The 23,597-nt window shown below is 61.0% G+C and carries 24 protein-coding genes and 1 pseudogene; 15 read left to right on the forward strand and 10 right to left on the reverse strand.

The window, feature by feature from the left end; translation table 11 throughout:
• The first annotated feature begins 80 nt into the window (after positions 1 to 80).
• The 3 genes from AU074_RS33455 (at position 81) to AU074_RS18085 (ending at position 1,913) form a co-directional block, all read left to right on the forward strand.
• A complete protein-coding gene (locus AU074_RS33455) occupies positions 81 to 374 on the forward strand; it encodes a hypothetical protein (protein WP_143503602.1) in 294 nt (97 codons plus the stop codon).
• 80 nt (positions 375 to 454) lie between these two features.
• Positions 455 to 628, forward strand: a complete 174-nt coding sequence (locus tag AU074_RS34180) for a hypothetical protein (RefSeq protein WP_173860390.1) — start codon at positions 455 to 457, stop codon at positions 626 to 628.
• An 85-nt stretch (positions 629 to 713) separates the two neighbouring features.
• Positions 714 to 1,913, forward strand: coding sequence for an MFS transporter (locus AU074_RS18085; protein WP_076015873.1), 1,200 nt, complete (start codon positions 714 to 716; stop codon positions 1,911 to 1,913).
• Here the strand turns inward: AU074_RS18085 and arfB are convergent.
• Together arfB and AU074_RS18095 are read right to left on the reverse strand one after the other, a co-directional pair.
• Positions 1,910 to 2,323 carry an alternative ribosome rescue aminoacyl-tRNA hydrolase ArfB gene (gene arfB, locus AU074_RS18090; protein WP_042945196.1) on the reverse strand — a complete coding sequence of 138 codons (414 nt, stop codon included), beginning with the start codon at positions 2,321 to 2,323 and terminating at the stop codon, positions 1,910 to 1,912. The genes AU074_RS18085 and arfB overlap by 4 nt on opposite strands.
• Before the next feature lie 908 nt (positions 2,324 to 3,231).
• A complete protein-coding gene (locus AU074_RS18095; protein WP_076015874.1) occupies positions 3,232 to 4,644 on the reverse strand; it encodes an amino acid permease in 1,413 nt (470 codons plus the stop codon).
• A 419-nt stretch (positions 4,645 to 5,063) separates the two neighbouring features.
• On the opposite strand from AU074_RS18095, the gene AU074_RS34185 reads away from it, so the two are divergent.
• Complete coding sequence (locus AU074_RS34185; RefSeq protein ID WP_003175756.1) at positions 5,064 to 5,201, forward strand: hypothetical protein; 138 nt, start codon at positions 5,064 to 5,066, stop codon at positions 5,199 to 5,201.
• 77 nt (positions 5,202 to 5,278) lie between these two features.
• Entirely contained in the window at positions 5,279 to 6,238 is a 960-nt protein-coding gene (locus AU074_RS18100) for a leucyl aminopeptidase (protein ID WP_076015875.1), read from the forward strand.
• 211 nt (positions 6,239 to 6,449) lie between these two features.
• On the opposite strand, the gene rluB is transcribed toward AU074_RS18100, so the two are convergent.
• From rluB to AU074_RS18125, 6 genes and pseudogenes are all read right to left on the reverse strand, one after another.
• Complete coding sequence (gene rluB / locus AU074_RS18105) at positions 6,450 to 7,700, reverse strand: 23S rRNA pseudouridine(2605) synthase RluB (protein ID WP_076015876.1); 1,251 nt, start codon at positions 7,698 to 7,700, stop codon at positions 6,450 to 6,452.
• A 177-nt stretch (positions 7,701 to 7,877) separates the two neighbouring features.
• Positions 7,878 to 8,000 (reverse strand): annotated as a pseudogene (locus AU074_RS34560) (outer membrane lipoprotein carrier protein LolA); the annotation flags it as partial.
• A complete protein-coding gene (gene scpB / locus AU074_RS18110) occupies positions 7,988 to 8,947 on the reverse strand; it encodes an SMC-Scp complex subunit ScpB (RefSeq protein WP_076015877.1) in 960 nt (319 codons plus the stop codon). The pseudogene AU074_RS34560 and the gene scpB, both read right to left, overlap by 13 nt.
• Before the next feature lie 12 nt (positions 8,948 to 8,959).
• The gene (locus AU074_RS18115; RefSeq protein WP_173860391.1) at positions 8,960 to 9,658 is read right to left on the reverse strand and encodes a ScpA family protein; all 699 of its coding nucleotides are present in this window, start codon (positions 9,656 to 9,658) and stop codon (positions 8,960 to 8,962) included.
• 120 nt (positions 9,659 to 9,778) lie between these two features.
• Complete coding sequence (locus AU074_RS18120; protein ID WP_143503604.1) at positions 9,779 to 10,408, reverse strand: L-threonylcarbamoyladenylate synthase; 630 nt, start codon at positions 10,406 to 10,408, stop codon at positions 9,779 to 9,781.
• Between the two features lie 13 nt (positions 10,409 to 10,421).
• Positions 10,422 to 11,285: a PHP domain-containing protein gene (locus tag AU074_RS18125; protein WP_076015880.1), complete on the reverse strand. Its 864-nt coding sequence runs from the start codon at positions 11,283 to 11,285 to the stop codon at positions 10,422 to 10,424.
• A gap of 87 nt (positions 11,286 to 11,372) precedes the next feature.
• Here AU074_RS18125 and AU074_RS18130 point away from each other — a divergent pair, with 87 nt between their 5' ends.
• From AU074_RS18130 to AU074_RS18160, 7 genes are all read left to right on the forward strand, one after another.
• Entirely contained in the window at positions 11,373 to 11,969 is a 597-nt protein-coding gene (locus tag AU074_RS18130) for a septation protein A (protein WP_076015881.1), read from the forward strand.
• 1 nt (position 11,970) lies between these two features.
• Positions 11,971 to 12,270, forward strand: coding sequence for a YciI family protein (locus AU074_RS18135; protein ID WP_076015882.1), 300 nt, complete (start codon positions 11,971 to 11,973; stop codon positions 12,268 to 12,270).
• 106 nt (positions 12,271 to 12,376) lie between these two features.
• The gene (locus tag AU074_RS18140) at positions 12,377 to 12,784 is read left to right on the forward strand and encodes a hypothetical protein (RefSeq protein ID WP_003220067.1); all 408 of its coding nucleotides are present in this window, start codon (positions 12,377 to 12,379) and stop codon (positions 12,782 to 12,784) included.
• A gap of 7 nt (positions 12,785 to 12,791) precedes the next feature.
• Positions 12,792 to 13,469 carry a response regulator transcription factor gene (locus tag AU074_RS18145; RefSeq protein WP_076015883.1) on the forward strand — a complete coding sequence of 226 codons (678 nt, stop codon included), beginning with the start codon at positions 12,792 to 12,794 and terminating at the stop codon, positions 13,467 to 13,469.
• Positions 13,470 to 13,726: 257 nt separating this feature from the next.
• The gene (locus AU074_RS18150; RefSeq protein WP_076015884.1) at positions 13,727 to 14,191 is read left to right on the forward strand and encodes an LTXXQ domain protein; all 465 of its coding nucleotides are present in this window, start codon (positions 13,727 to 13,729) and stop codon (positions 14,189 to 14,191) included.
• A 65-nt stretch (positions 14,192 to 14,256) separates the two neighbouring features.
• Positions 14,257 to 15,600, forward strand: coding sequence for a HAMP domain-containing sensor histidine kinase (locus tag AU074_RS18155; protein WP_076015885.1), 1,344 nt, complete (start codon positions 14,257 to 14,259; stop codon positions 15,598 to 15,600).
• Positions 15,601 to 15,640: 40 nt separating this feature from the next.
• A complete protein-coding gene (locus tag AU074_RS18160; RefSeq protein WP_076015886.1) occupies positions 15,641 to 16,990 on the forward strand; it encodes a CoA transferase in 1,350 nt (449 codons plus the stop codon).
• Positions 16,991 to 17,104: 114 nt separating this feature from the next.
• On the opposite strand, the gene AU074_RS18165 is transcribed toward AU074_RS18160, so the two are convergent.
• Together AU074_RS18165 and arcD (AU074_RS18170) are read right to left on the reverse strand one after the other, a co-directional pair.
• Complete coding sequence (locus AU074_RS18165; protein ID WP_076015887.1) at positions 17,105 to 17,968, reverse strand: DNA-3-methyladenine glycosylase; 864 nt, start codon at positions 17,966 to 17,968, stop codon at positions 17,105 to 17,107.
• Positions 17,969 to 17,970: 2 nt separating this feature from the next.
• Positions 17,971 to 19,398 carry an arginine-ornithine antiporter gene (arcD, locus tag AU074_RS18170; protein ID WP_076015888.1) on the reverse strand — a complete coding sequence of 476 codons (1,428 nt, stop codon included), beginning with the start codon at positions 19,396 to 19,398 and terminating at the stop codon, positions 17,971 to 17,973.
• A gap of 450 nt (positions 19,399 to 19,848) precedes the next feature.
• Here arcD (AU074_RS18170) and arcD (AU074_RS18175) point away from each other — a divergent pair, with 450 nt between their 5' ends.
• The 3 genes from arcD (AU074_RS18175) to AU074_RS18185 are packed head-to-tail and all read left to right on the forward strand — an operon-like array spanning position 19,849 to position 23,579.
• Positions 19,849 to 21,276, forward strand: coding sequence for an arginine-ornithine antiporter (gene arcD, locus AU074_RS18175; RefSeq protein ID WP_076015889.1), 1,428 nt, complete (start codon positions 19,849 to 19,851; stop codon positions 21,274 to 21,276).
• A 24-nt stretch (positions 21,277 to 21,300) separates the two neighbouring features.
• On the forward strand, positions 21,301 to 22,557 hold the full coding sequence (gene arcA, locus AU074_RS18180; RefSeq protein WP_017475703.1) for an arginine deiminase: 1,257 nt from the start codon (positions 21,301 to 21,303) through the stop codon (positions 22,555 to 22,557).
• An 11-nt stretch (positions 22,558 to 22,568) separates the two neighbouring features.
• Positions 22,569 to 23,579 carry an ornithine carbamoyltransferase gene (locus tag AU074_RS18185; RefSeq protein WP_010169901.1) on the forward strand — a complete coding sequence of 337 codons (1,011 nt, stop codon included), beginning with the start codon at positions 22,569 to 22,571 and terminating at the stop codon, positions 23,577 to 23,579.
• Positions 23,580 to 23,597: the final 18 nt, after the last annotated feature.

A 23,597-nucleotide genomic window follows, 5' to 3' on the forward strand; every position in this document is an offset into this window, starting at 1 on the left:
CGACATATGTCGTCATACAACTGATAGCGTTATATTCAGTCCGCAGCGCGATGTCAATCCGTTATGGGTGATGTTGTACGATGACAATTGATCCACCTGTGGCGCCACGTCACTTGCGCGGCGGGATGAAGGGGTGTTCATTTTTCGAGATAAAATCTTTCTGTCATTTACAGTGCTGTATCCTGCACAAGCTTTTTGAACGCGCGGAATCACCTGCGATTGATAAACAGATCTTGCGAGGAGCGACGACGATGCACGAAATCCCTAATCTCCCCTTCCCAAGCCTGCACGAAACTGAGCAGCCAACCCCGCAACAGGCCGGCGCCACCAAGCCCGAGCCCAAAGAGGCAAAACCGGTCGACCGCAAGCGCTAAGACTGAGAGCCGTACCCAGACCGTGTGGAAAGCGTGACATTGCGCGCTTTCCACACCGCCTGAACACCGTGAGCCCCGCCATGACCGACACCACCCCCGATACCGCCCTGCTCGACACTGCCCTGCAGATGGTCGACGTATGGAACCGCCTCACCCCGGAAAAACAGGCACTCCTGCTCAAGCGCTTCGGCACCCAGGAAAACGCCCTCGCCGCGTTGGTGACCACGCAACTGCTCAGCCCCGCCGATCGCTAAAAGTTTGGTTTCCCGCCCCCGCACGCGCCCAGCATCGGTATCATAAGCAGCCTATCTTTTCCTGCTGCGACAGTGGACCTCTCCCATGCCAGATACCCAGCGCCCCATGGCGGTCACGCTGCAAGTCGTTTCCATCGTTCTATTCACCTTCATCGGCTACCTGAATATCGGCATTCCCCTGGCCGTGTTGCCGGGCTATGTGCACAGCGACCTGGGCTTTGGCGCCGTGATCGCGGGCCTGGTGATCAGCGTGCAATACCTGGCCACCCTGCTGAGCCGGCCCTATGCCGGACGCATCATCGATAACCGCGGCAGCAAGCGCGCCGTCATGTACGGCCTGGCGGGTTGCGGGTTGAGCGGCGTGTTCATGTTGCTCTCGGCGTGGTTTTCGCACTTGCCGGCATTGAGCCTGACCAGCCTGCTGATCGGCCGCCTGGTACTGGGCAGCGCTGAAAGCCTGGTGGGCTCGGGCTCCATTGGCTGGGGCATCGGCCGGGTGGGCGCGGCGAATACCGCCAAGGTCATCTCCTGGAACGGCATCGCCAGCTACGGCGCCCTGGCCATCGGCGCGCCGCTGGGGGTGTTGCTGGTCAGTCATTTCGGGCTGTGGAGCATGGGTGTCAGCATCATCCTGCTGGCGGTGCTGGGGCTGCTGCTGGCCTGGCCGAAAGTCGCCGCGCCGATCGTGGTGGGCGAGCGTCTGCCGTTCATGCATGTGCTCGGGCGTGTGCTGCCACACGGCTGCGGCCTGGCGCTGGGCTCGATCGGCTTTGGCACCATTGCGACCTTCATCACCCTGTATTACGCGACCCAGCACTGGGACAACGCAGTGCTGTGCCTGAGCCTGTTCGGTGCCAGCTTTATCGGGGCGCGGTTGTTGTTCGGGAATTTGATCAACCGTATTGGCGGGTTTCGCGTGGCGATTGCCTGCCTGTCGGTGGAGACCCTGGGCCTGCTGCTGTTGTGGCTGGCGCCGGATCCTCATTTGGCGTTGGCGGGTGCGGCGTTGAGCGGGTTTGGGTTTTCCCTGGTGTTTCCGGCCTTGGGTGTGGAGGCGGTCAACCTGGTGCCCGCCTCGAGCCGAGGCGCGGCGGTGGGGGCGTATTCGCTGTTTATTGATTTGTCGCTGGGGATCACCGGGCCGTTGGCCGGGGCGATTGCGGCGGGGTTCGGGTTTGCCTCGATCTTCCTGTTTGCGGCGATCGCGGCGTTTGGCGGGTTGCTGTTGAGTCTGTATTTGTATCGGCAGGCGCCTAAATACCGCGAGGAGCGGGAGGCGGCTTAGAAATCAACCTTGCCGCGGCCGGCCTTGATGCTGCCGCGTTTGGTTTTGGATTCGAGGCGGCGCTTCTTTGAGCCCAGAGTGGGTTTGGTGGGGCGGCGTTTCTTTTCGACCTTGGTGGCGCTGAGGATCAGCTCGACCAGGCGCTCGAGGGCGTCGGCGCGGTTTTGTTCCTGGGTGCGGTATTGCTGGGCCTTGAGGATCAGCACGCCGTCGCTGGTGATGCGGCTGTCGCGCAGGGCGAGCAGGCGTTCCTTGTAGAAGTCAGGCAGGGACGAGGCCGGGATGTCGAAACGCAGGTGCACGGCGCTGGAGACTTTGTTGACGTTTTGACCGCCGGCGCCTTGGGCGCGGATGGCTGTCAGCTCGATCTCGGCGTCGGGGAGGTGCACGTTGTTGGAAATCACCAGCATTTTTTGATCGGGCCTTGGGGGTGGTGGGTAAGGATACGCCAATGTGGTGGGCTGCTGGGCCTGGGGGCATATCCGTTATTTTTGTAATGGCGACTATGGGTTCCGCTCTTACAGCGGCTCACTTTTGAAAAGCGCAAAAGTAAGCAAAACGCTCTTGCCCCACCACTCGGCTCCTCGCTTAGGCTCGGAGTGCCCTCACTCCGGCAGCACGAAGCGGGCCGCCGCGACGGGGCGTCCCTGCCCCGTCGCGGCTAAACCGGCGTCCTGCCGGTTTACCCGCTCCGTACTGCCTACGTTCGGCCAGCGTGGTTTAACGGGGCGCCTAAGATCAAGATCAAAAGCAGATCAAGGGCACAGCGGCCTACAGGCCGGCTTGAGTGTGGTGAAGCAACAGCAGGAGCAACAGCGAAATCAAGAGCGGGTACAGTCCAAATGTGGGAGCGGGCTTGCTCGCGAAGGTCGTTAACGATGACTCGGGCATTCTGGATGAACGCGGCGGTCTCAGGTTTTTCGCGAGCAAGCCCGCTCCCACAGAAAAGCAGCTCTGCTTTCGCTCTGGATCTTGCCTCTGCTTCTAACACTCAAGCCGGCCGGGAGGCCGCTGTGCTCTTGCTTTTGATCTGCTTGTGATCTTGATCTGCGGGCCCCGTCAACCACGATGGCCGCAAGCAGGCACGGTGGAGCGGGTAAATCGGCAGGGAAGCCGATTTAGCCGCGCCGGGCCATGGATGGCCCGTCGCGGCGGCCCGCGGAACCGGGCCGGAGTGCGGGCATGCCGAGCCTGGGCGAGGCACCGAGTGGTGGGGCAAAGACCTTTTGGTTACTTTTGGGGCGTTTGCCAAAAGTGACCCGCTGTAAGAGCGGAACCATAAGTAGCCGTTACCGCAGCAACGGATATGTACTCAAGATCACCCCCGGTCCAAGGCCACCCCATCCCGAGCCTTACGCCTGTTCTTGATCCCGTAGCAAACCCACATAAACACCACCCAAACCGGAATCGCATACACCGACACCTGAATCCCCGGAATCAGCAGCATCACCCCAAGAATAAACACCACAAACGCCAGGCAAACATAATTGCCATACGGATACCAAAGCGCCTTGAACAACGGCACCTGCCCGGTACGGTCCATATGCTGCCTAAACTTGAAATGCGAAAAGCTGATCATCGCCCAGTTAATCACCAGGGTCGCCACCACCAGCGACATCAGCAACTCCAGCGCATGCTGCGGAATCAGATAATTCATCAACACCGCCACCAACGTAATCGCCGCCGAAGCGAGGATCGACCGCACCGGCACCCCACGCTTGTCGATCTTCGCCAATGCGCGAGGCGCGTCACCCTGCTCGGCCATCCCCAACAACATCCGGCTATTGCAGTAAGTGCCGCTGTTGTAAACCGACAACGCCGCCGTCAACACCACAAAGTTGAGAATGTGCGCCGCCGTATTACTGCCCAACATCGAAAACACCTGCACAAACGGACTGCCGCTATAAGCGTCACCCGAAGCGTTCAGGGTCTCCAGCAAACTGTCCCAAGGCGTCAACGACAACAGCACCACCAACGCACCGATGTAGAAAATCAGAATCCGGTAGATCACCTGATTGATCGCCTTCGGAATCACCGTGCGCGGCTGGTCCGCCTCAGCCGCGGTAAACCCGAGCATCTCCAGACCACCAAACGAGAACATGATGATCGCCATGGCCATCACCAAACCACCCACACCATGGGGAAAGAACCCACCGTGCTCCCACAGGTTGGTCACCGAAGCCTGCGGCCCGCCGGTGCCGCTCACCAGCAGATAACTGCCCAGGGCGATCATGCCAACAATGGCAACCACCTTGATGATCGCAAACCAGAACTCGGCCTCGCCGAAGACTTTGACGTTGGACAGATTGATCACATTGATCAGCACAAAAAACGCCGCCGCCGACACCCAGGTCGGGATCTCGGGCCACCAGTAATGCACGTACTTGCCGACGGCCGTCAGCTCCGACATGCCCACCAGGATGTACAGGATCCAGCAGTTCCAGCCCGACAGAAAGCCGGCGAAACCGCCCCAGTATTTGTGGGCAAAGTGGCTGAAGGAACCGGCTACCGGCTCTTCGACGATCATCTCGCCCAGCTGACGCATGATCATGAAGGCGATAAAACCGCAGATGGCATAACCGAGGATCATCGACGGCCCGGCGGATTTCAGCACGCCAGCCGAACCCAGGAACAACCCGGTGCCAATCGCGCCACCGAGGGCGATAAGTTGAATATGACGATTTTTCAGGCCGCGCTTCAGCTCGCCTGAATGCGAGTTGGCTTCACTCATGGAAAGGGTCTCACGCAAGGTTTGATCTGTGACGAAATCGAAGCCGGCTGGCTTGTGGCCAGGCGGAGTGCACGGGGCGGATAGCCCTGAATAGTGGGATCACAGTAAAACGCGGGGCATTGTACACCGCCAAACCTGTCTGGGCCGACAGGATGCGATGCGGCGGAGAGCAGGGACATTGGGAAAATTCTTTCAGATATCGAGAAATTGACGGTGAGACCTTTCCGACAGGAAGACGCAACCAACTGACTGTTTCGTCGACATAAACCAAATCGCCATCAAAACAGAATAAAAAATCCAAATGAAACCGTGTCAATAAAAATTTTGCATTCCCAAACACACTCTTCTAGGTTCATCCACTTGCCCAGCGCAGCCCGCTGGCAAATTCGTCTCAGACACCGTCATCTAGGAGATTCACCATGCAAGCACTGGAAAATGACCTGGAAACCGAACTGCAACTCGACGATTGGTTTGAAGCGCCGACCCACGAGGCCGCCGTTGAAATGATGCAAGCCGATGCCGTTGTGCCGTTCGGCACCGCGATGTGGCCTTTCTAATCTGATCAGGCACCCCGGCAGGTGCGGGACGCCGCACCTGCCACTGCTCCTACCGAAGGCTTTGAAGGAAGGACGTCATGGACAAGGCCCGCGCCGTCGAACATTTTCTCTATTACCTCGCCCATCACCCGGCCCTCACCGGCCTGCACCGCCCCACCATTCTGCTCGGCCATACCGAACGCTACGACGCCATCGCGCAATCGATCACCCAAGGCAGCGCCGCCCGTTTTGACTTCCAGGTACAACGCCTGGACCATGCCCCCAGCGAAGCGCTGGCCAAGGCCATCGAAGACTGCGACCTGTACATGTTTCTCTACGATTCCTCGACCTTGCCCAACCCACGTGCCGAGGGCCCGGACTTTATCCGCGCGCTGCAAGGCGTGATGGCCGAGCACTGGAAAAAATCCCTGCTGCTCAAGGACTACGGCGACTATTTCTACGACACCTTCAGCGTCGCCCCACAGCGGATTGCCGACCTTAACGCCACGTTGATCCGGCGCATGTCCCAGGCCAGCATGTTGAGTTTCACCGACCAGCATGGCTCGCGCCTTGAAGCGCCCATGAGCAGCATCAAGAAGTGGACCAATATCAACGGCGTCGGCAACCACGACCTGGCGCCCGGCGAGATCGCGACCCATAGCGAAGCCATCAATGGCCAGGTGCGGTTTGTAGGCACCTTCCTCAGCACCATTCCCTTTGCGCGCAAATACGGCGTGCTGCAATCACCGCTGGAACTGTGGATCGAGAACTCGACCATCTGCACCGTGGCCAGTGAAGTGCCGGGGCTGGCGGATGACTTCAACAAATACCTGAATGCCAACCCGTCCAACCGTCGGGTGGAGGAACTGGGCATTGGCACCAATGAAGGCGTGAAGGATTTGTATGCGCGCAATGCCGGCTTTGAAGAGCGCCATTGCGGGCTGCACCTGGGCTTGGGTGGCGGGCAGAAAGGCAGCCATCATCTGGACCTGATCTTCGCCAGTGGCGTGCTAGCCCTCGACGATAAACCCGTGTTCGATGGGGCTTTCATGTTCTGACACGTCCGCCAAAACAATGAAGATCAAATGTGGGAGCTGGCTTGCTTGCGAATGCGGTGGGTCAGTCATCAGATGTATCAACTGACACACCGTATTCGCGAGCAAGCCCGCTCCCACAATGGACCTGCTTTGCTTTATAGAGCAGGTTCCAAATCCAGACCAAAAAAAACGCCAACCCGAGGGTTGGCGTTTTTATGCAGCGCTTAACGAATCACTGCGGCTTCTTGCGACCAAAACCTGGACGCTGGCCGGAACCGGCCGGTGCACCACGACGCTTGCCCGATGGCGCGTCATCGACCAGTTTCAAGCCCGGGCGCTTTTTCGGCGATGGCTTGGCTGGGCGTTTGGTGCTGGCGCTGTCGTCGGGACGGCCCGCAGCCGGAGCACCACGGCCAGACTCGCCACGGTTACCGCGACCGCCCGTTGGGGCATCACCACCACGACCCGCTGGACGCGGTGCGCGCGGCGCACGTTCGCCATCCTGACGAGCCGGGGCCGAAGGACGACGCTCGCCTTCGATGTGCGGCTCGCGGGAGATACGACCGCCAGTGGCCGGTGCATCCAGCGCAGGGCGCAGGGTGCGGGCAACACGGTCGGTACGTGCCACAGGACGCGACGATTTACGCTGCATACGCTCGAGCTTGTCTTTGCTCTTGGCGTTCATCTGCGGCATGGCCACCGGCGTCAGGCCAACTTCGGCACTCAGGATGTCGACTTCGAACTGGCTCATTTCGCGCCAGCGGCCCATCGGCAGGTCGGAGTTGAGGAACACCGGGCCGAAACGCACGCGCTTCAGGCGGCTGACCACCAGGCCCTGGGATTCCCACAGGCGACGTACCTCACGGTTACGGCCTTCCATCACCACGCAGTGGTACCAATGGTTGAAGCCTTCGCCGCCTGGAGCCTGCTTGATGTCGGTGAACTTGGCCGGGCCGTCTTCCAGCACGACGCCGGCTTTCAGGCGCTCGATCATTTCGTCATCGACTTCGCCACGCACACGGACGGCGTATTCACGGTCCATCTCGTAGGAAGGGTGCATCAGGCGGTTGGCCAGTTCACCGTCGGTGGTGAACATCAGCAAACCGGTGGTGTTGATGTCGAGACGACCGATGTTGATCCAGCGGCCTTCTTTAGGGCGCGGCATCTTGTCGAATACGGTTGGACGGCCTTCCGGGTCGTCACGGGTGCAGATTTCGCCATCAGGCTTGTTGTACATGATGACGCGGCGCACCGATTCGGCGGCCTCTTCACGCTTGATGACCTTGCCATCAATGGTGATGGCGTCGTGCAGGTCGACGCGCTGGCCAAGGGTGGCTTCAACGCCGTTGACCTTGATGCGCTTCTGGGTGATCCAGGCTTCTACGTCGCGGCGCGAACCTACGCCGATACGGGCGAGGACTTTCTGCAGTTTTTCACCTGCGGGGCCGATTTCCTGGCTGTCTTTCTGGTCTTGGTCACTCATCTTAAGCACCTCCCGGTGTGTCGATTCAGGCTTGGCCTGAAGATAGTAAAAGCTGGGCTTTTGGCGAACGCATCGCCAAAGGGTCGCGAATCATACGCGTAAGCCGCGCGTTGCGCATCAGAGACTAGTCGATAAGTAGTGGCTCACGCGGCATTGCGCCGACCAGTGGTGCCCATATGTAGGAGCGAGCTTGCTCGCGAAAAACCTGAGGGCGCCGTTGGGCATCTGATTCCCCGCGTTATCGTTCACGACCTTCGCGAGCAAGCTCGCTCCTACAGGGCAGCGTGTCAGTCTTCGAATTGGCGGCGTTCGTTTTCGATGGCTTCGGCCAGGGCGCGGGCTTCGTCTTCTTCGTCGCTCAGCGGCGGTTGTTTGAGCGCCGCGACGGCGGCCAGGAGTTTGGTACGGGCTTCGGCGACGCCAAGGATGTCCTCCTCGGGTTCAGGCTCGGGCTCATCTTCAACTTCGACTGGCGGCTCAACCTCAACGTTCAGTTGCAGCGCAGGCTCCGGCTCACCCTCACCCACCGCGCCATCACGCAGCAAATCGTCGAAGTCGGTCTTGATGCCTTGCTCCATGTCGTCCAGTTCCAGCAACAGCGTATGGAAGCTGGTTTCGTCCTTCGGCTCTTCCGGCTCGGCGCTGGCGTCGGCCAGCTCCTGCAAACTGGCCGGCACCGGGGCATCGTCGAAGTCCAGGACAGGGTCCGGCTCCATCTCCCGCAGTTCGGCCAACGGGGGCAAGTCGTCGAGGTTTTTCAGGTTGAAGTGGTCGAGGAACACCTTGGTGGTAGCAAACATCGCCGGCTTACCGGGCACGTCGCGGTAGCCAACGATACGAATCCACTCACGCTCCAGCAACGTCTTGACGATATGGCTATTGACCGCCACGCCCCGTACGTCTTCGATCTCGCCCCGGGTGATCGGCTGGCGATAGGCGATCAGCGCCATGGTTTCCAGCATCGCCCGGGAATAACGTTGCGGGCGCTCTTCCCAGAGGCGGCCAACCCACGGCGAAAACTTCTCGCGGATTTGCAGGCGATACCCGGAAGCCACTTCCCGCAGCTCAAAAGCACGGCCGTCGCAGGACTTGCGCAGAATCTCCAACGCCTTCTTGAACACCGGCGGCTCAGGGCGCTCGGCTTCTTCAAACAGTTCGAACAGGCGTTCCAGGGATTGCGGCTTGCCCGAGGCCAGGAGAAAGGCCTCCAGCAGCGGGGCCAGTTCGCGGGGTTCAGTCAGATTCATCGATTCAGCTCTTTATTCGGCTCGCGCCCGCACGTGGATAGCCGCAAAAGGCTCATTCTGGACCAGCTCGACCAAGGATTCCTTGACCAGTTCGAGGACCGCCATAAAGGTCACCACCACCCCCAGGCGCCCTTCTTCCTTGGTAAACAGTTCGACGAAAGGCACAAACCCGCCGCCCTTGAGGCGGTCCAGCACATCGCTCATGCGCTCGCGGGTGGACAGCGCCTCACGGCTGACCTGGTGGCTTTCAAACATATCGCCACGGCGCAGTACTTCGGCCATGGACATCAGCAATTCTTCCAGGCTTACGTCTGGCAGCAGTTTGCGCGCCCGGGCTTCCGGAGCGTCGAGCTTGGGCACCACCACATCGCGACCGACCCGGCTCAGGCCGTCGATGCCTTCGGCAGCGGCCTTGAAGCGTTCGTACTCCTGCAGGCGGCGGATCAGTTCGGCGCGCGGGTCATCCTCTTCCGCCTCGATGCTTTCCGAGCGCGGCAGCAACATGCGCGACTTGATCTCCGCGAGCATGGCGGCCATCACCAGGTACTCGGCGGCCAGTTCCAGGCGCACGGTCTGCATCAACTCGACATAGCCCATGTATTGGCGGGTAATTTCCGCCACCGGGATGTCGAGGATGTTGATGTTCTGTTTGCGGATCAGGTACAGCAGCAAGTCCAGCGGGCCTTCGAAGGCTTCGAGGAAGACTTCCAGGGCGTCCGGCGGGATGTACAGGTCCAGCGGCATTTCCATGACGGCCTGGCCGTAGACCATGGCAAATGGCAGTTCCTGCTGGGCGCCCGCCTGGCTGTCGACGGCTTCCACGGCCGACATTCAGGCCTCGACCATGAACGGTGCCGGGTCGCCACAACCCACGCGCACCACTTCCGGCTCGCCGTCGGCCAGGTTGATCACGGTGGAGGCCTTGTTGCCGCCGTAGCCGCCATCGATGATCAGGTCGACGTGCTTTTCCAGGAGGCGGCGCATTTCGTAAGGGTCGTACAACGGCTCGGTTTCACCCGGCAGGATCAGCGACACGCTCATCAGCGGCTCACCGAGTTCGGCCAGCAGCGCCAGGGCGATCGGGTGTTCCGGCACCCGCAGGCCGATGGTGCGCTTCTTCGGGTGCAGCAGCAGGCGCGGCACTTCACGGGTGGCGTTGAGGATGAAGGTGTAGGGCCCCGGCGTGTGGGCCTTGAGCAGGCGGAAGGTGCCGGTGTCGACCTTGGCGAATAGCCCCAGTTGGGACAGGTCGCTGCAAATCAGTGCGAAGTTATGGTTCTTGTCCAGGTCACGCAAGCGTCTTACGCGCTCAACTGCATTCTTGTCGCCGATCTGGCAACCGATTGCGTAGGAGGAGTCCGTGGGGTAGATCACCACGCCACCGGCACGGATGATCTCCACGGCCTGTTTGATCAGGCGCGCCTGCGGGTTTTCCGGATGAATCTGGAAGAATTGACTCACGTGTTCTACCTGTTCAGACGGTGGCAATAATGGGGTCATGTTTGAAGCGACACCAAAGGGGCGGCAAATCTTCCGGGACGGCGCGGTACTCGCCAATCTCGGACCAGCCGCCAGGGCCATGAAAATCACTGCCGGCGCTGACCAGCAGACCAAATTCGCGGGCAAGAATCGCCAAACTACCCACCTGTTCGGCGGGTTGATGCCCGTTGACCACTTCAATTGCGTGGCCGCCCGCTCCAATATAGTCGCCAATCAACTTGCGGCGCTTGCTGCGGGTGAAATCGTAATGCCACGGGTGCGCCAGGCTGACCCAGGCACCTGCTGCCCGCAATGTGCCGACGGTGTCTTCCAGGGTTGGCCAGTGTTGCTTGACGTCCCCCAGCTTGCCGGCACCCAGCCATTTGCGGAACGCTTCGGCGCGATCCTTTACAAAACCTTCACGCACCATCCAGTCGGCAAAGTGCGGACGGGCCGGGGCGTTGCCGCTGTCGCCCAGCTCCTGCTGGATCGCGCGGGCGCCTTCCAGACCGTTGGGCATGCCCTTGAGGGCCAGCTTGCGGCTTATTTCTTCGGACCGCAGCCAGCGGCCATCGTGCAATTTGGCGATGGCCTCCACCAGCGGCGGCGCGTTGACGTCGAAACCGTAGCCCAATACGTGGATGGTTGCGCCGCCCCAGGTGCAGGACAATTCAACCCCGTTGACCAGTTGCATGCCCAACGCATCCGCCGCTTCACGGGCCTCTGCCAGGCCTTCGAGGGTGTCGTGGTCGGTCAACGACAGGACTCGCACGCCTTTTTCAAACGCACGCGCAACCAGGACCGCGGGCGCCAGGGCGCCGTCGGAGGCTGTGCTATGGCAGTGCAAATCAACATTCACGGGAGTGTGTAACCTCAAGTCAGCTGGCGCTTTCGCTACCAAGGATGTTTGTTATTATGCCGCCACATCCAGCTTCTGGCTCTTACTGTGAAACAATTCATCGACTTCATCCCGCTGTTGCTGTTTTTCATCGTTTACAAAATCGACCCTCGCGTTATCGATATTGCCGGCCACGAGCTGACAGTCGGTGGCATCTACAGTGCCACGGCGGTGCTGATCATCAGCTCCGTGGTGGTCTACGGCGCGCTCTTCATCTCCCAGCGCAAGCTGGAAAAAAGCCAATGGCTGACCCTGATCGCCTGCCTCGTCTTCGGCAGCCTGACACTGGCCTTCCACAGCGAAACCTTCCTTAAATGGAAAGCCCCGGTGGTCAACTGGCTGTTCGCCCTGGCCTTTATCGGCAGCCACTTTATCGGTGACCGCTTGCTGATCAAGCGGATCATGGGCCACGCGCTGAGCTTGCCGGACCCGATCTGGGTGCGCCTGAACATCGCCTGGATCGTGTTTTTCCTGTTCTGCGGCGCCGCCAACCTGTTCGTCGCCTTCACCTTCCAGAGCTACTGGGTGGACTTCAAGGTGTTCGGCAGCCTGGGCATGACCGTGCTGTTCCTGGTCGGCCAGGGTATCTACCTGTCGCGCCACCTGCATGACACCGACCCTACCACGCCGAAAACCGAGGACTGACATGCTCTACGCCATCATTGCCACCGACGTCGCCAACTCCCTGGAAAAACGCCTGGGCGTGCGCCCGGCCCACGTTGAGCGCCTGAAGCAACTGCAAGCCGAAGGCCGTATCGTGCTCGCCGGCCCGCACCCGGCAGTCGACAGCAATGACCCGGGAGACGCCGGTTTCACCGGTAGCCTGATCGTCGCCGAGTTCGCCTCCCTGGCGGCGGCGCAGGCCTGGGCCGACGCTGATCCATATGTCGCGGCCGGCGTGTATGCCCATGTTCTGGTCAAGCCGTTCAAGCAAGTCCTGCCTTGATTCGTTGCGCGCTGAACCAAATGGCTTCAGCGCACTCCTAAACGCTCATTATTCCCGGTAACCTGCCGACAACGTTCTGAATATTCGTGTGGAATCAGGAGTTCCGATGCGCTTACGTCAGTTGTGTCTGTTGGCAGTGTTAATGATCGGGGCTACGGCCCACGCTGAAGAAACCTCGAACACCGGCAGTTCCACGCCCCTGTCCTTGAGTGCCGGCAGCCAGATCACCGATTTGCAGCAACGTTTGAAAGAAAGCGAACGGCAGCGGGATGAACTGAGCAAGCAATTGCAAAGTGCTGACGCCACCCGGGAAAGTACCCAACTGAGTAAACTGCGCCAGGAGAACCAACGCCTGGTCCAGCAACTCAAAGAAGCACAGGGCAGTGCCTTGCCACGCTGGCTTACCGAGCAACAGCAATGGTTCGTGACCGGTGGAGCAGTCGCGCTGATCGCCCTGCTGTGCGGGATCTTCGCCAGTGGCGGGCACCGGCGCCGTCGACAATGGCTAAATTGAGTGAGTCATGAGCGAGCTGTTACTGATAGATGATGACCAGGAGCTCTGTGAGCTGCTGACCAGTTGGTTGAGCCAGGAAGGTTTCCAGGTGCGCGCCTGCCATGACGGCTTGAGCGCCCGCAAGGCTTTGGCCGAAGCCGCCCCGGCGGCCGTAGTGCTCGACGTGATGCTGCCCGACGGCAGCGGCCTGGAGCTGCTCAAGCAATTGCGCAACGACCACCCGGAGCTGCCAGTGCTGATGCTCTCGGCTCGCGGCGAACCGCTGGACCGGATCCTCGGCCTGGAGCTGGGCGCCGACGACTACCTGGCCAAGCCCTGCGACCCTCGCGAACTGACCGCCCGCCTGCGTGCCGTGCTGCGCCGCAGTCACCCGGCCGCTGTGTCTACACAGCTGGAGCTGGGTGACCTGTGCTTCAGCCCGGTGCGTGGCGTGGTCACTATCGATGAACAGGAGTTTGCCCTGACCGTTTCCGAAAGCCGTCTGCTGGAAGCTTTGTTGCGCCAGCCGGGCGAGCCGCTGGACAAGCAGGACCTGGCGCAAATCGCCCTGGGCCGCAAGCTGACCCTGTATGACCGCAGCCTGGACATGCACGTCAGCAACCTGCGCAAGAAGATCGGCCCGCACCCGGATGGCCGGCCACGGATCGTGGCGCTGCGTAGCCGCGGCTACTACTACAGCCTCTAAGCACAACACCTGTCCCCTGTGGGAGCTGTCGAGCCTTGGCGAGGCTGCGATGGCATCACCCCGGTGCAACGGATAGACCGCGGTGCCTGCATCGCAGCCTCGCCAAGGCTTCACAGCTGCTACGGTCGCCAATAGTTTTGTCAGCCCTGCCCAAAATCCTCTTTACCCAAGCTTTACCGTCCCCTGACTGCCGCTGACCTTGTTCTCCGTAATCTACTCACATCCGGACTCACCGGAATAGAGACAGGAGAATCACCATGCGCAAGACCCTTATCGCTCTGATGTTCGCCGCTGCCCTGCCCACCGTTGCCATGGCGGCCATGCCAGAAGGCCCGGGCCCGATGGGCGGCCCTGAAGGCCACATGATGGGTGGCCCAGGCCACGGTGGTGAACACGGCATGCGGGGCAAAGGTGGCCCTTTCAGCCAGCTGGACCTGAGCCCTGAACAGCGTCAGCAGATCGGCAAATTGATGGGCCAGCAGTGGCACGCTCGCAAAGAGCTGGTCAAGAAGTACCTGGATAAACTCCCGGCCGCTGACCAGAAAGCCATGCAAGACGAAATGGCTGCCGGCAAACAGAAAACCCAGGCCGACATCCGTGCCGTGCTGAAACCCGATCAACAGAAGAAATTCGACGAGATCGCCAAGAAACAAGCCGAGCGCCGCGCCGAGTGGAAGGAATTCCAGGCCTGGAAAGCCCAGCAGCCGCAAAAAGCGCAATAATGATCTAGCTTCACTCCCAGCCCAGTGGCCAACGCCGCTGGGCTTTTCCTGTTTGAGGGTTTCTTGTGCGTTCATTGTTCTGGCGCGTCCTAGCCAGCTTCTGGCTGGCCATCGCCCTGGTTGCCGGGTTGTCGATCCTGCTTGGGCATATGCTCAACCAGGACGCCTGGATTCTCAGCCGCCACCCCGGGCTCAATAACCTCGCGCAGGAATGGACGCAGCTCTATGAGGCCCAAGGTGAGGACGCCGCCCAGGAGTTGCTGCAGCAGCGCAAGCGTCAGTACCACATCGACGTGCAAGTGCTTAATGAAAGTGGCGAGCCCGTGGTACGCGGCACTTTCCCGCGCCGCGCCGCCGCCCTCGAAGCCCGGCAAAACGACAGCCAGGACCGCCACCTGCCCTGGCGACGCCTGACCGCCGAGTACACCAGCGAAAAAACCGGCGACACTTACCTGCTGATCTACCGCATTCCCCACCCGGAGCTGGACGCCTGGCACCGCAGCAGCCTGCTTTGGCCGTTGAGTGCCCTGGCAATCGCGCTGGTGGTGCTGACCCTGTTCAGCCTGCTGGTGACGCTGTCCATCACCCGCCCCCTCAGCCGCCTGCGCAGCGCAGTGCATGACCTGGGCCAGACTACCTACCAGCAAAACAGCCTGGCGCGGCTGGCCAACCGCCGCGATGAATTCGGCGTGCTCGCTACCGACTTCAACCGCATGGGCGCCCGCCTGCAAAGCCTGATCGGCAGCCAGCGCCAATTGCTGCGGGACGTGTCCCACGAACTGCGCTCGCCCCTGGCCCGCCTGCGGATTGCCCTGGCCCTGGCAGAACGCGCCACACCCGAGGCACGGGAGAAACTCTGGCCGCGCCTGACCCGCGAATGCGACCGCCTGGAAGCACTGATCAGCGAGATCCTGGTACTCGCCCGGGTGGATGCCGACAACGCCAGCGCCGAAGACATCGACCTCAACCCACTGCTCAAAACCCTGCAAAAAGATGCCTTGCTCGGCGCGCCGGACCAACCCGTACAGCTCAATGCCGAGGCCGGGCTGCACCTCAAGGGCTGGCCGACCATGATCGAACGCGCGGTGGACAACCTGCTGCGCAACGCCCAACGCTTCAACCCGCCGGGCCAACCGATTGAACTGGACGCCAGACACCAGGGCGAACGCATTGTGATCAGCGTGCGCGACCACGGCCCGGGTGTGGACGCCGAACACCTGAAGCAACTGGGCGAGCCGTTTTACCGCGCCCCTGGGCAAACCGCCCAAGGCCACGGCCTGGGCCTGGCCATCGCGCGGCGCGCCGCAGAACGGCATGGCGGCAGCCTGATCCTGGCGAATCATCCTGACGGCGGTTTTATCGCCAGTGTGGATTTGCCGCTGGAGCCCGGGGTTGTCATTCAACCCTGATGATCTTCTATGATGGTCCTTCTCATAAGGAGGGCCTTTGATGACTGATCTGCTCACCCCCATCCAGGAAGCACTCGACTTACCCATCACCCCGCTGACCTTCACCGAGGCCGGCGCCCTGCCCTCGACCTTTGCCGTCACCGAACTGGCCAGCGCCAGCATCGGTGCGGCGGGCCAGGCAGTTGCCCAGTTGCTGCTGCAGCAAACCGGGCGCCTGCCCTCGGTGACCGTAGACCGGCGCCTCGCCTCATTCTGGTTCTCCTCGTCCCTGCGTCCCGATGGCTGGACCACACCGCCGCTGTGGGACCCGATTGCCGGCGACTACGCCTGCGCCGACGGCTGGATTCGCCTGCACACCAATGCACCGCATCACCGCGCCGCCGCCGAGCGCGTACTCGGTCAGGTCGCTGACCGTAACGCGATGGCCGCGAAGGTTGCACCATGGAACGCTGCCGAGCTGGAACAGGCGATCGTCGAAGCCAACGGCTGTGCGGCGCAGATGCGCTCGTGGCAAGACTGGCAGGTGCATCCACAAGGTTTGGCGGTCAATCAGGAACCGCTGGTCCATCGCCAGACCTTTGCAGCCCTCAGCGACAAAACCTGGCTGGGCTCGGTGGCAAGGCCGCTGGCGGGCATCAAGGTGCTGGACCTGACGCGTGTATTGGCCGGCCCCACTGCCAGTCGTTTCCTGGCAGGCCTTGGCGCCGATGTACTGCGCATCGATTCCCCTGACTGGAACGAACCCGGCGTGGTACCGGAAATGACCCTGGGCAAACGCTGCGCCCGCCTGGACCTGAAAAATGCCGACGACCGGCAAATCTTCGAAAACCTGCTCAAGGACGCCGATATTCTGCTGCACGGCTACCGCGCCGATGCATTGGAGCAGTTGGGCTACGGTGAGGCCGCGTTACAAGCCCTCGCCCCCGGCCTGATCGACGCCAGCCTGAACGCTTACGGCTGGAGCGGCCCGTGGCGCAATCGGCGAGGGTTCGACAGCCTGGTGCAAATGAGTACCGGGATTGCCGAGGCCGGCCAGCAGTGGAAAAACTCGGACAAGCCGGTGCCGCTGCCATTGCAGGCACTGGATCACGCCACCGGGTATTTGATGGCGGCCAGTGCAATCCAGGCATTGAGTGAACGATTGAAATCCGGGCGCGGCGGTTCGGCGCTGCTGTCCCTCGCGCGCACGGCAAAACTGTTGGTGGACGCAGGGCAAGTCCCGGAACAACTACCGCTGCGGGCCGAAGAACCGGGCGATCAAGGCTTGGTGGTGGAGCAAACAGCCTGGGGCCCGGCCCACCGGTTGCTGCCCCCGGTGACCATCAGCGGGACACCGTTGCAATGGGATTTGCCCGCTGGGGAATTGGGCTCACACCGCCCTCAGTGGTGAGCGAAGATCCTGTGGCGAGGGAGCTTGCTCCCGCTGGACTGCGCAGCAGGCCCTGCTATTGGGGCCGCTTCGCGCCCCCGCGGGAGCAAGCTCCCTCGCCACAGGTATGCAGAATCAATCCACCCGGCTCAGTGATGTCCACAAATGCTGCGCCGCATAAGCTCTAAGCGGTCGCCAGGCCTCGGCCCGCGCCAGCAACTGGCGTGGGCTTACCGGCCCGCCTTCCAGCGCCACCAGCGCATTGATCAAACCGATATCCCCCGAGGCAAACGCATCCTGCTCGCGCATCTGGCGCATGGCGATGTACTGCGCCGTCCAGTCTCCAATCCCGGGCAATGCGACCAACCGCGCCACGCCTTCCTTCAGGCTCGCCTTCGGCTGGAAAATCTGCGGGTCATCCAGTAAGGCCTGGGCCACACCCGACAAGGTGCGCCCGCGACTTTTCGGCATGCCGAGGGTCGCCAAATCTGCTGCTGCCAGCACCTCGCCTGAAGGAAATACATGGCTCACCCCGGCATGGGGCGTCACCAGCGGCGTGCCGTACTGCGCCACCAGCTTGCCCGCCAGCTTGATCGCCGCCACCACGGTAATCTGCTGGCCCAACACCGCGCGGATCGCCAACTCCAATCCATCCCAGGTTCCAGGCACCCGCAAGCCAGGACGCGCCGCAATCAATCTCGCCATCAAGGGATCATTCGCCAGTTGCCGGTTGATCAGCGTCGGGTCAGCCGACAGGTCAAACATGTCACGTAACCGTCGCTCAATTTCCGGCAACGCTGCCGGGTCGGGGACGTCCACCGTTACTTCAAGCCAATCACCGGCCCCGGGCGACACACTGAGCCAACCCTGCTGACCGTCGACACTGATACTGCGCGAGTACACGCCGCCGTCCACCGTCTCCAGCCCGCTGATCGCCCGCGCCGACAAGAAGCCCAACATCGCCGCCCAGTCATACGGCGCCTGATACGCCAGTTGCATCCTCACAACGACAACACCCCGCTGTACAACCCATACGCCGCCAGGCTCGCCCCGGCGAACACGCAGGCGAAGATGCCTTTTTCCAGGTGGGTAAACAAGGGCCGGCCCTGCTCGCGCTTGGCCAGGGCAAACAGGATCACCCCCGGCGCATACAGCAGCGCCGACAGCAGCAGGTATTTCAAACCTCCGGCGTAAAGCAGCCACACCGCGTAAGCCAGGGCGATCAGGCTCACCAGCAAGTCCTTCATGCGTTCGCCATGAGCGCCTTCGTAGGTTTCACCGCGCCCGCTCAACAGCACCGCATAAGCCGCCGACCACAGGTAGGGCACCAAAATCATCGACGACGCCAGGTAGATCAGGGTGGTGTAGGTGCTTTCCGAAAACAGCGTGATCACCAGGAACAGCTGGATCATCACATTGGTCAGCCACAACGCGTTGACCGGCACCTGGTTGACGTTTTCCTTTTTCAGGAATGCGGGCATGGTTTTGTCATGGGCGGTGGCGTAGAGAATTTCGGCGCAGAGCAACGCCCACGACAGCAGCGCACCCAGCAACGAAACCGCCAGCCCGATGCTGATCAACAGCGCACCCCACGGGCCGACGATATGTTCCAGCACCCCGGCCAGGGACGGGTTTTGCAGGTTGGCCAGTTCCGGCTGGCTCATGATCCCAAGCGACAGCAGGTTGACCAACACCAGCAGCGCCAACACGCCAAGAAAGCCAATCACCGTGGCCCGCCCCACGTCCGAGCGCTTCTCGGCCCGCGCCGAGTAGACACTGGCGCCCTCGATGCCGATAAACACAAACACCGTGACCAGCATCATGCTACGCACCTGGTTCACCACGCCGCCGAACTTCGGGTTGCTCAGGCCCCAGATATCCCGGGTAAAGATGTCGGCCTTGAATGCCACGGCGGCGATCACGATAAACATCACCAACGGCACGATCTTGGCCACAGTGGTGATCTGATTGATAAACGCCGCCTCCTTGATCCCGCGCATCACCAGAAAATGCACAGCCCACAGCAATACTGACGCACAGCCGATGGCCACCGGGGTATTGCCCTGGCCGAACACCGGGAAGAAGTAGCCAAGGGTGCTGAACAGCAACACGAAGTAACCGACGTTGCCCATCCAGGCGCTGATCCAGTAGCCCCAGGCCGAAGAAAAGCCCATGTAGTCGCCGAACCCGGCCTTGGCGTAGGCATACACCCCGGAATCCAGTTCTGGCTTGCGATTGGCCAAGGTCTGGAACACGAAGGCCAGGGTCAGCATGCCCACCGCGGTAATTCCCCAGCCAATCAACACCGCGCCCACTTCAGCCCGCGCCGCCATGTTCTGCGGCAACGAGAAGATCCCGCCGCCGATCATCGAGCCCACGACCAAGGCGATCAAGGCGTTGAGGCGAAGCTTTTCTGACGCTTGGGGCATGGGTATTCCTGAATAAAGAAACAGCTGTTGAGGCAACAAGCGTGCACTCAACTAATTTATCTAACGCCAGCAGCGTTTATTAGATATAGCTAATAAACCCTAACGCCTCATAACTTAAAGGCATGACAGTAAACAACCTTCGAGCAAATTTATAATTTAAATAATGATTGAACTTTCCAGACAGTGAAGCGATGCGCAATCCCTTTCCAAAAAGTTTGCATATCTGAAAAATCGAACTAGCTTCAAACGTCCATGCTAATGAGAAAACCTGCTGATTGAAACGTAGAAACGCTCTACAACGAGCCTCTGCGTGGCGCTAGAGCGCCCGGACCTTTCATCATAAGTCATTAATTCACAATGGAATGTGCCAATGAAGTGATCTGAGTCAGCTGTTTGATTAGCCCACGGATTTATTCTGTGGTCTCTCTTCTCCTGCATTGGAGTCATGCGATGTCTGAATCTCCCGGAAAACTTCGATTAGGCGCACTGGTTGCACTTGTCGTGGGTTCAATGATTGGTGGCGGGATCTTCTCACTGCCGCAAAACATGGCGGCCAGCGCCGATGTCGGCGCGGTACTGATTGGTTGGGTGATCACCGCCGTGGGCATGTTGACCCTGGCGTTCGTGTTCCAGACCCTGGCCAACCGCAAGCCTAACCTCGACGGCGGGGTCTACGCCTACGCCAAGGCCGGGTTTGGCGACTACATGGGTTTCTCGTCTGCCTGGGGCTACTGGATCAGTGCCTGGCTGGGCAACGTCGGTTACTTCGTGCTGCTGTTCAGCACCCTCGGTTACTTCTTTCCGATCTTCGGCGAAGGCAACACCCCGGCGGCGGTGATCGGCGCGTCGGTGCTGCTGTGGGCCGTGCATTTCCTGGTACTGCGCGGGATCAAGGAAGCCGCGTTCATCAACCTGGTAACCACCGTCGCCAAGGTGGTGCCGCTGGTGCTGTTCGTATTGATCGCGGTGTTCGCGTTCAAGCTGGACATCTTCACCGCTGACATCTGGGGCGTGAAAAACCCGGACCTGGGCAGCGTGATGAACCAGGTGCGCAACATGATGCTGGTCACCGTCTGGGTGTTCATCGGCATCGAAGGCGCGAGCATCTTCTCGTCCCGTGCCGAAAAACGCTCCGACGTCGGTAAGGCCACCGTGATTGGTTTTATCACCGTGCTGCTGTTCCTGATGCTGGTGAACGTGCTGTCCCTGGGGATCATGACCCAACCGGAACTGGCCAAGCTGCAGAACCCGTCGATGGCCGCCGTGCTGGAACATGTGGTGGGGCATTGGGGCGCGGTGCTGATCAGCGTCGGCTTGATCATTTCCTTGCTCGGGGCGCTGCTGTCGTGGGTGTTGCTGTGTGCGGAGATCATGTTCGCCGCCGCCAAGGACCACACCATGCCGGAATTCCTGCGTAAGGAAAACGCCAACCATGTGCCGGTCAACGCCCTGTGGCTGACCAACGCGATGGTGCAGATCTTCCTCGTAATCACGCTATTTTCCGCCAGCACTTACCTGTCGCTGATCTACCTCGCCACCTCGATGATCCTGGTGCCTTACCTGTGGTCAGCGGCCTATGCGCTGCTGCTGGCGGTGCGCGGCGAGACCTACGAAAACGCCCTGGCCGAACGCAAGAAAGACCTGTTCATCGGCGCGATCGCACTGATCTACGCGGTGTGGCTGCTCTACGCCGGCGGCACCAAATACCTGCTGCTCTCCGCCCTGCTCTATGCACCTGGCGCGATCCTGTTCGCCAAGGCCAAGCACGAACTGGGCAAACCGATTTTCACCAATGTCGAGAAGCTGATTTTCGCCGCAGTAGTCATTGGCGCCCTGGTGGCGGCCTATGGGCTCTACGACGGCTTCCTGACCCTGTAATTATTGTTCACTGGAGGATCTGTAATGACCACGGAAAAAGTGAAGTACGGCGTACATTCCGAAGCCGGCAAACTGCGCAAAGTCATGGTGTGCTCCCCAGGTTTGGCCCATCAGCGGCTGACCCCCAACAACTGCGATGAACTGCTGTTCGATGACGTGTTGTGGGTGGCCCAGGCCAAGCGCGACCACTTCGACTTCGTGACCAAGATGCGCGAACGCGACATCGATGTGCTGGAAATGCACAACCTGCTGACCGACATCGTCGCCATCCCCGAAGCGCTGGACTGGATTCTGGCGCGCAAGATCACCGCCAACCAGGTCGGCCTGGGGCTGGTCAATGAAGTCAGCTCGTGGCTGCGCAGCCTGGAGCCGCGCAAGGTCGCCGAGTTCCTGATCGGTGGCGTGTCGGCCGATGACCTGCCGAGCAGCTTCGGCGGCAAGACCATCGAGATGTTCCGCGACTTTCTCGGCCACTCCAGCTTTATTCTGCCGCCGCTGCCGAACACCCAGTTCACCCGCGACACCACCTGCTGGATCTACGGCGGCGTGACGCTGAACCCGATGTACTGGCCGGCACGACGCCAGGAAACCCTGCTGGCGAGCGCCATCTACAAATTCCACCCCGAGTTCACCAACGCCGACTTTCAGGTGTGGTACGGCGACCCGGACCAGGAACACGGCAACGCCACCCTGGAAGGCGGCGACGTGATGCCGATCGGTAACGGCGTGGTGTTGATCGGCATGGGCGAGCGTTCCTCGCGCCAGGCCATCGGCCAACTCGCCCTGAACCTGTTCAAGCACAAAGCCGTAGAACGCGTAATCGTCGCCGGCCTGCCGAAATCCCGCGCGGCGATGCACCTCGACACGGTGTTCAGCTTCTGCGACCGCGACCTGGTCACGATCTTCCCGGAAGTGGTCAACCAGATCGTCGCCTTCACCCTGCGCCCGGACGAGACCAAGCCCGGCGGCATCGATATCCAACGCGAAAAAACCAACTTCCTCGACACCGTCGCCGCCGCCCTGAACCTCAAGGCCCTGCGCGTGGTGGAAACCGGTGGCAACAGCTTCGCCGCCGAGCGCGAGCAGTGGGATGACGGCAACAACGTGGTGGCCGTAGAGCCTGGCGTAGTGATCGGTTACGACCGCAACACCTACACCAACACCCTGCTGCGCAAGGCCGGTGTGGAAGTCATCACCATCAGCGCCGGCGAACTCGGCCGCGGCCGTGGCGGCGGCCACTGCATGACCTGCCCGATCATTCGCGACCCAATCGACTACTAAGGAGATCCATCATGGCTTTCAACATGCGCAACCGCAGCCTGCTGTCGCTGATGCATCACACCACCCGCGAACTGCACTACCTGCTGGACCTGTCCCGCGACCTCAAGCGCGCCAAATACACCGGCACCGAGCGTCCGCACCTGAAGGGCAAAAACATCGCGCTGATCTTTGAAAAAACCTCGACCCGCACCCGTTGCGCGTTCGAAGTCGCAGCCCACGACCAGGGTGCCCACGTCACCTACATCGACCCGGTGTCGTCGCAGATCGGCCACAAAGAAAGCATGAAAGACACCGCCCGCGTCCTGGGCCGGATGTTCGATGCCATCGAGTACCGTGGCTTTGAACAGGAAATCGTCGAAGAGCTGGCCAAGTTCGCCGGGGTGCCGGTGTTCAACGGCCTGACCGCCGAATTCCACCCGACCCAAATGATCGCCGACACCCTGACCATGCGCGAGCACAGCGACAAGCCGCTGCATGACATCAGCTACGCCTACCTGGGCGACGCCCGCTACAACATGGGCAACTCGCTGCTGATGATCGGCGCCAAGCTGGGCATGGACGTGCGCATCGGCGCGCCGAAAGCCCTGTGGCCCCATGCTGACTTCATCAAGCAGTGCCAGGAATTCGCCGAGGAAAGTGGCGCGCGCATCACCATCACCGAAGACCCGAAGGAAGCGGTGAAAGGCGTCGACTTCATCCACACCGATATCTGGGTGTCCATGGGCGAACCGGTGGAAGCGTGGGACGAGCGCATCGAGCAACTGCTGCCGTACCAGGTCAACGCCAAGATGATGAAGGCCTCGGGCAATCCACGCGTGAAATTCATGCACTGCCTGCCGGCGTTCCACAACAGCGAAACCAAGGTCGGCAAGGACATCGCCGCGCGTTATCCGAACCTGGCCAACGGTGTGGAAGTGACCGAAGAAGTGTTTGAGTCCCCGGCCAACATTGCCTTTGAGCAGGCGGAAAACCGCATGCATACCATCAAGGCGATCCTGGTGTCGGCGTTGGCGGATATCTAAACCTCACACCGCTCCCAC

The sequence above is a fragment of the Pseudomonas sp. ATCC PTA-122608 genome (genome assembly GCF_001952855.1).
GTDB lineage: Bacteria > Pseudomonadota > Gammaproteobacteria > Pseudomonadales > Pseudomonadaceae > Aquipseudomonas.

Coding starts and splice junctions, on each gene's coding strand:
- AU074_RS33455 (WP_143503602.1), top strand. CDS start 81: ATGACAATTGATCCACCTGTGGCGCCACGTCACTTGCGCGGCGGGATG.
- AU074_RS34180 (WP_173860390.1), top strand. CDS start 455: ATGACCGACACCACCCCCGATACCGCCCTGCTCGACACTGCCCTGCAG.
- AU074_RS18085 (WP_076015873.1), top strand. CDS start 714: ATGCCAGATACCCAGCGCCCCATGGCGGTCACGCTGCAAGTCGTTTCC.
- arfB (WP_042945196.1), bottom strand. CDS start 2,323: ATGCTGGTGATTTCCAACAACGTGCACCTCCCCGACGCCGAGATCGAG.
- AU074_RS18095 (WP_076015874.1), bottom strand. CDS start 4,644: ATGAGTGAAGCCAACTCGCATTCAGGCGAGCTGAAGCGCGGCCTGAAA.
- AU074_RS34185 (WP_003175756.1), top strand. CDS start 5,064: ATGCAAGCACTGGAAAATGACCTGGAAACCGAACTGCAACTCGACGAT.
- AU074_RS18100 (WP_076015875.1), top strand. CDS start 5,279: ATGGACAAGGCCCGCGCCGTCGAACATTTTCTCTATTACCTCGCCCAT.
- rluB (WP_076015876.1), bottom strand. CDS start 7,700: ATGAGTGACCAAGACCAGAAAGACAGCCAGGAAATCGGCCCCGCAGGT.
- scpB (WP_076015877.1), bottom strand. CDS start 8,947: ATGAATCTGACTGAACCCCGCGAACTGGCCCCGCTGCTGGAGGCCTTT.
- AU074_RS18135 (WP_076015882.1), top strand. CDS start 11,971: ATGCTCTACGCCATCATTGCCACCGACGTCGCCAACTCCCTGGAAAAA.
- AU074_RS18140 (WP_003220067.1), top strand. CDS start 12,377: ATGCGCTTACGTCAGTTGTGTCTGTTGGCAGTGTTAATGATCGGGGCT.
- AU074_RS18145 (WP_076015883.1), top strand. CDS start 12,792: ATGAGCGAGCTGTTACTGATAGATGATGACCAGGAGCTCTGTGAGCTG.
- AU074_RS18150 (WP_076015884.1), top strand. CDS start 13,727: ATGCGCAAGACCCTTATCGCTCTGATGTTCGCCGCTGCCCTGCCCACC.
- AU074_RS18160 (WP_076015886.1), top strand. CDS start 15,641: ATGACTGATCTGCTCACCCCCATCCAGGAAGCACTCGACTTACCCATC.
- AU074_RS18165 (WP_076015887.1), bottom strand. CDS start 17,968: ATGCAACTGGCGTATCAGGCGCCGTATGACTGGGCGGCGATGTTGGGC.
- arcD (WP_076015888.1), bottom strand. CDS start 19,398: ATGCCCCAAGCGTCAGAAAAGCTTCGCCTCAACGCCTTGATCGCCTTG.
- arcD (WP_076015889.1), top strand. CDS start 19,849: ATGTCTGAATCTCCCGGAAAACTTCGATTAGGCGCACTGGTTGCACTT.
- arcA (WP_017475703.1), top strand. CDS start 21,301: ATGACCACGGAAAAAGTGAAGTACGGCGTACATTCCGAAGCCGGCAAA.
- AU074_RS18185 (WP_010169901.1), top strand. CDS start 22,569: ATGGCTTTCAACATGCGCAACCGCAGCCTGCTGTCGCTGATGCATCAC.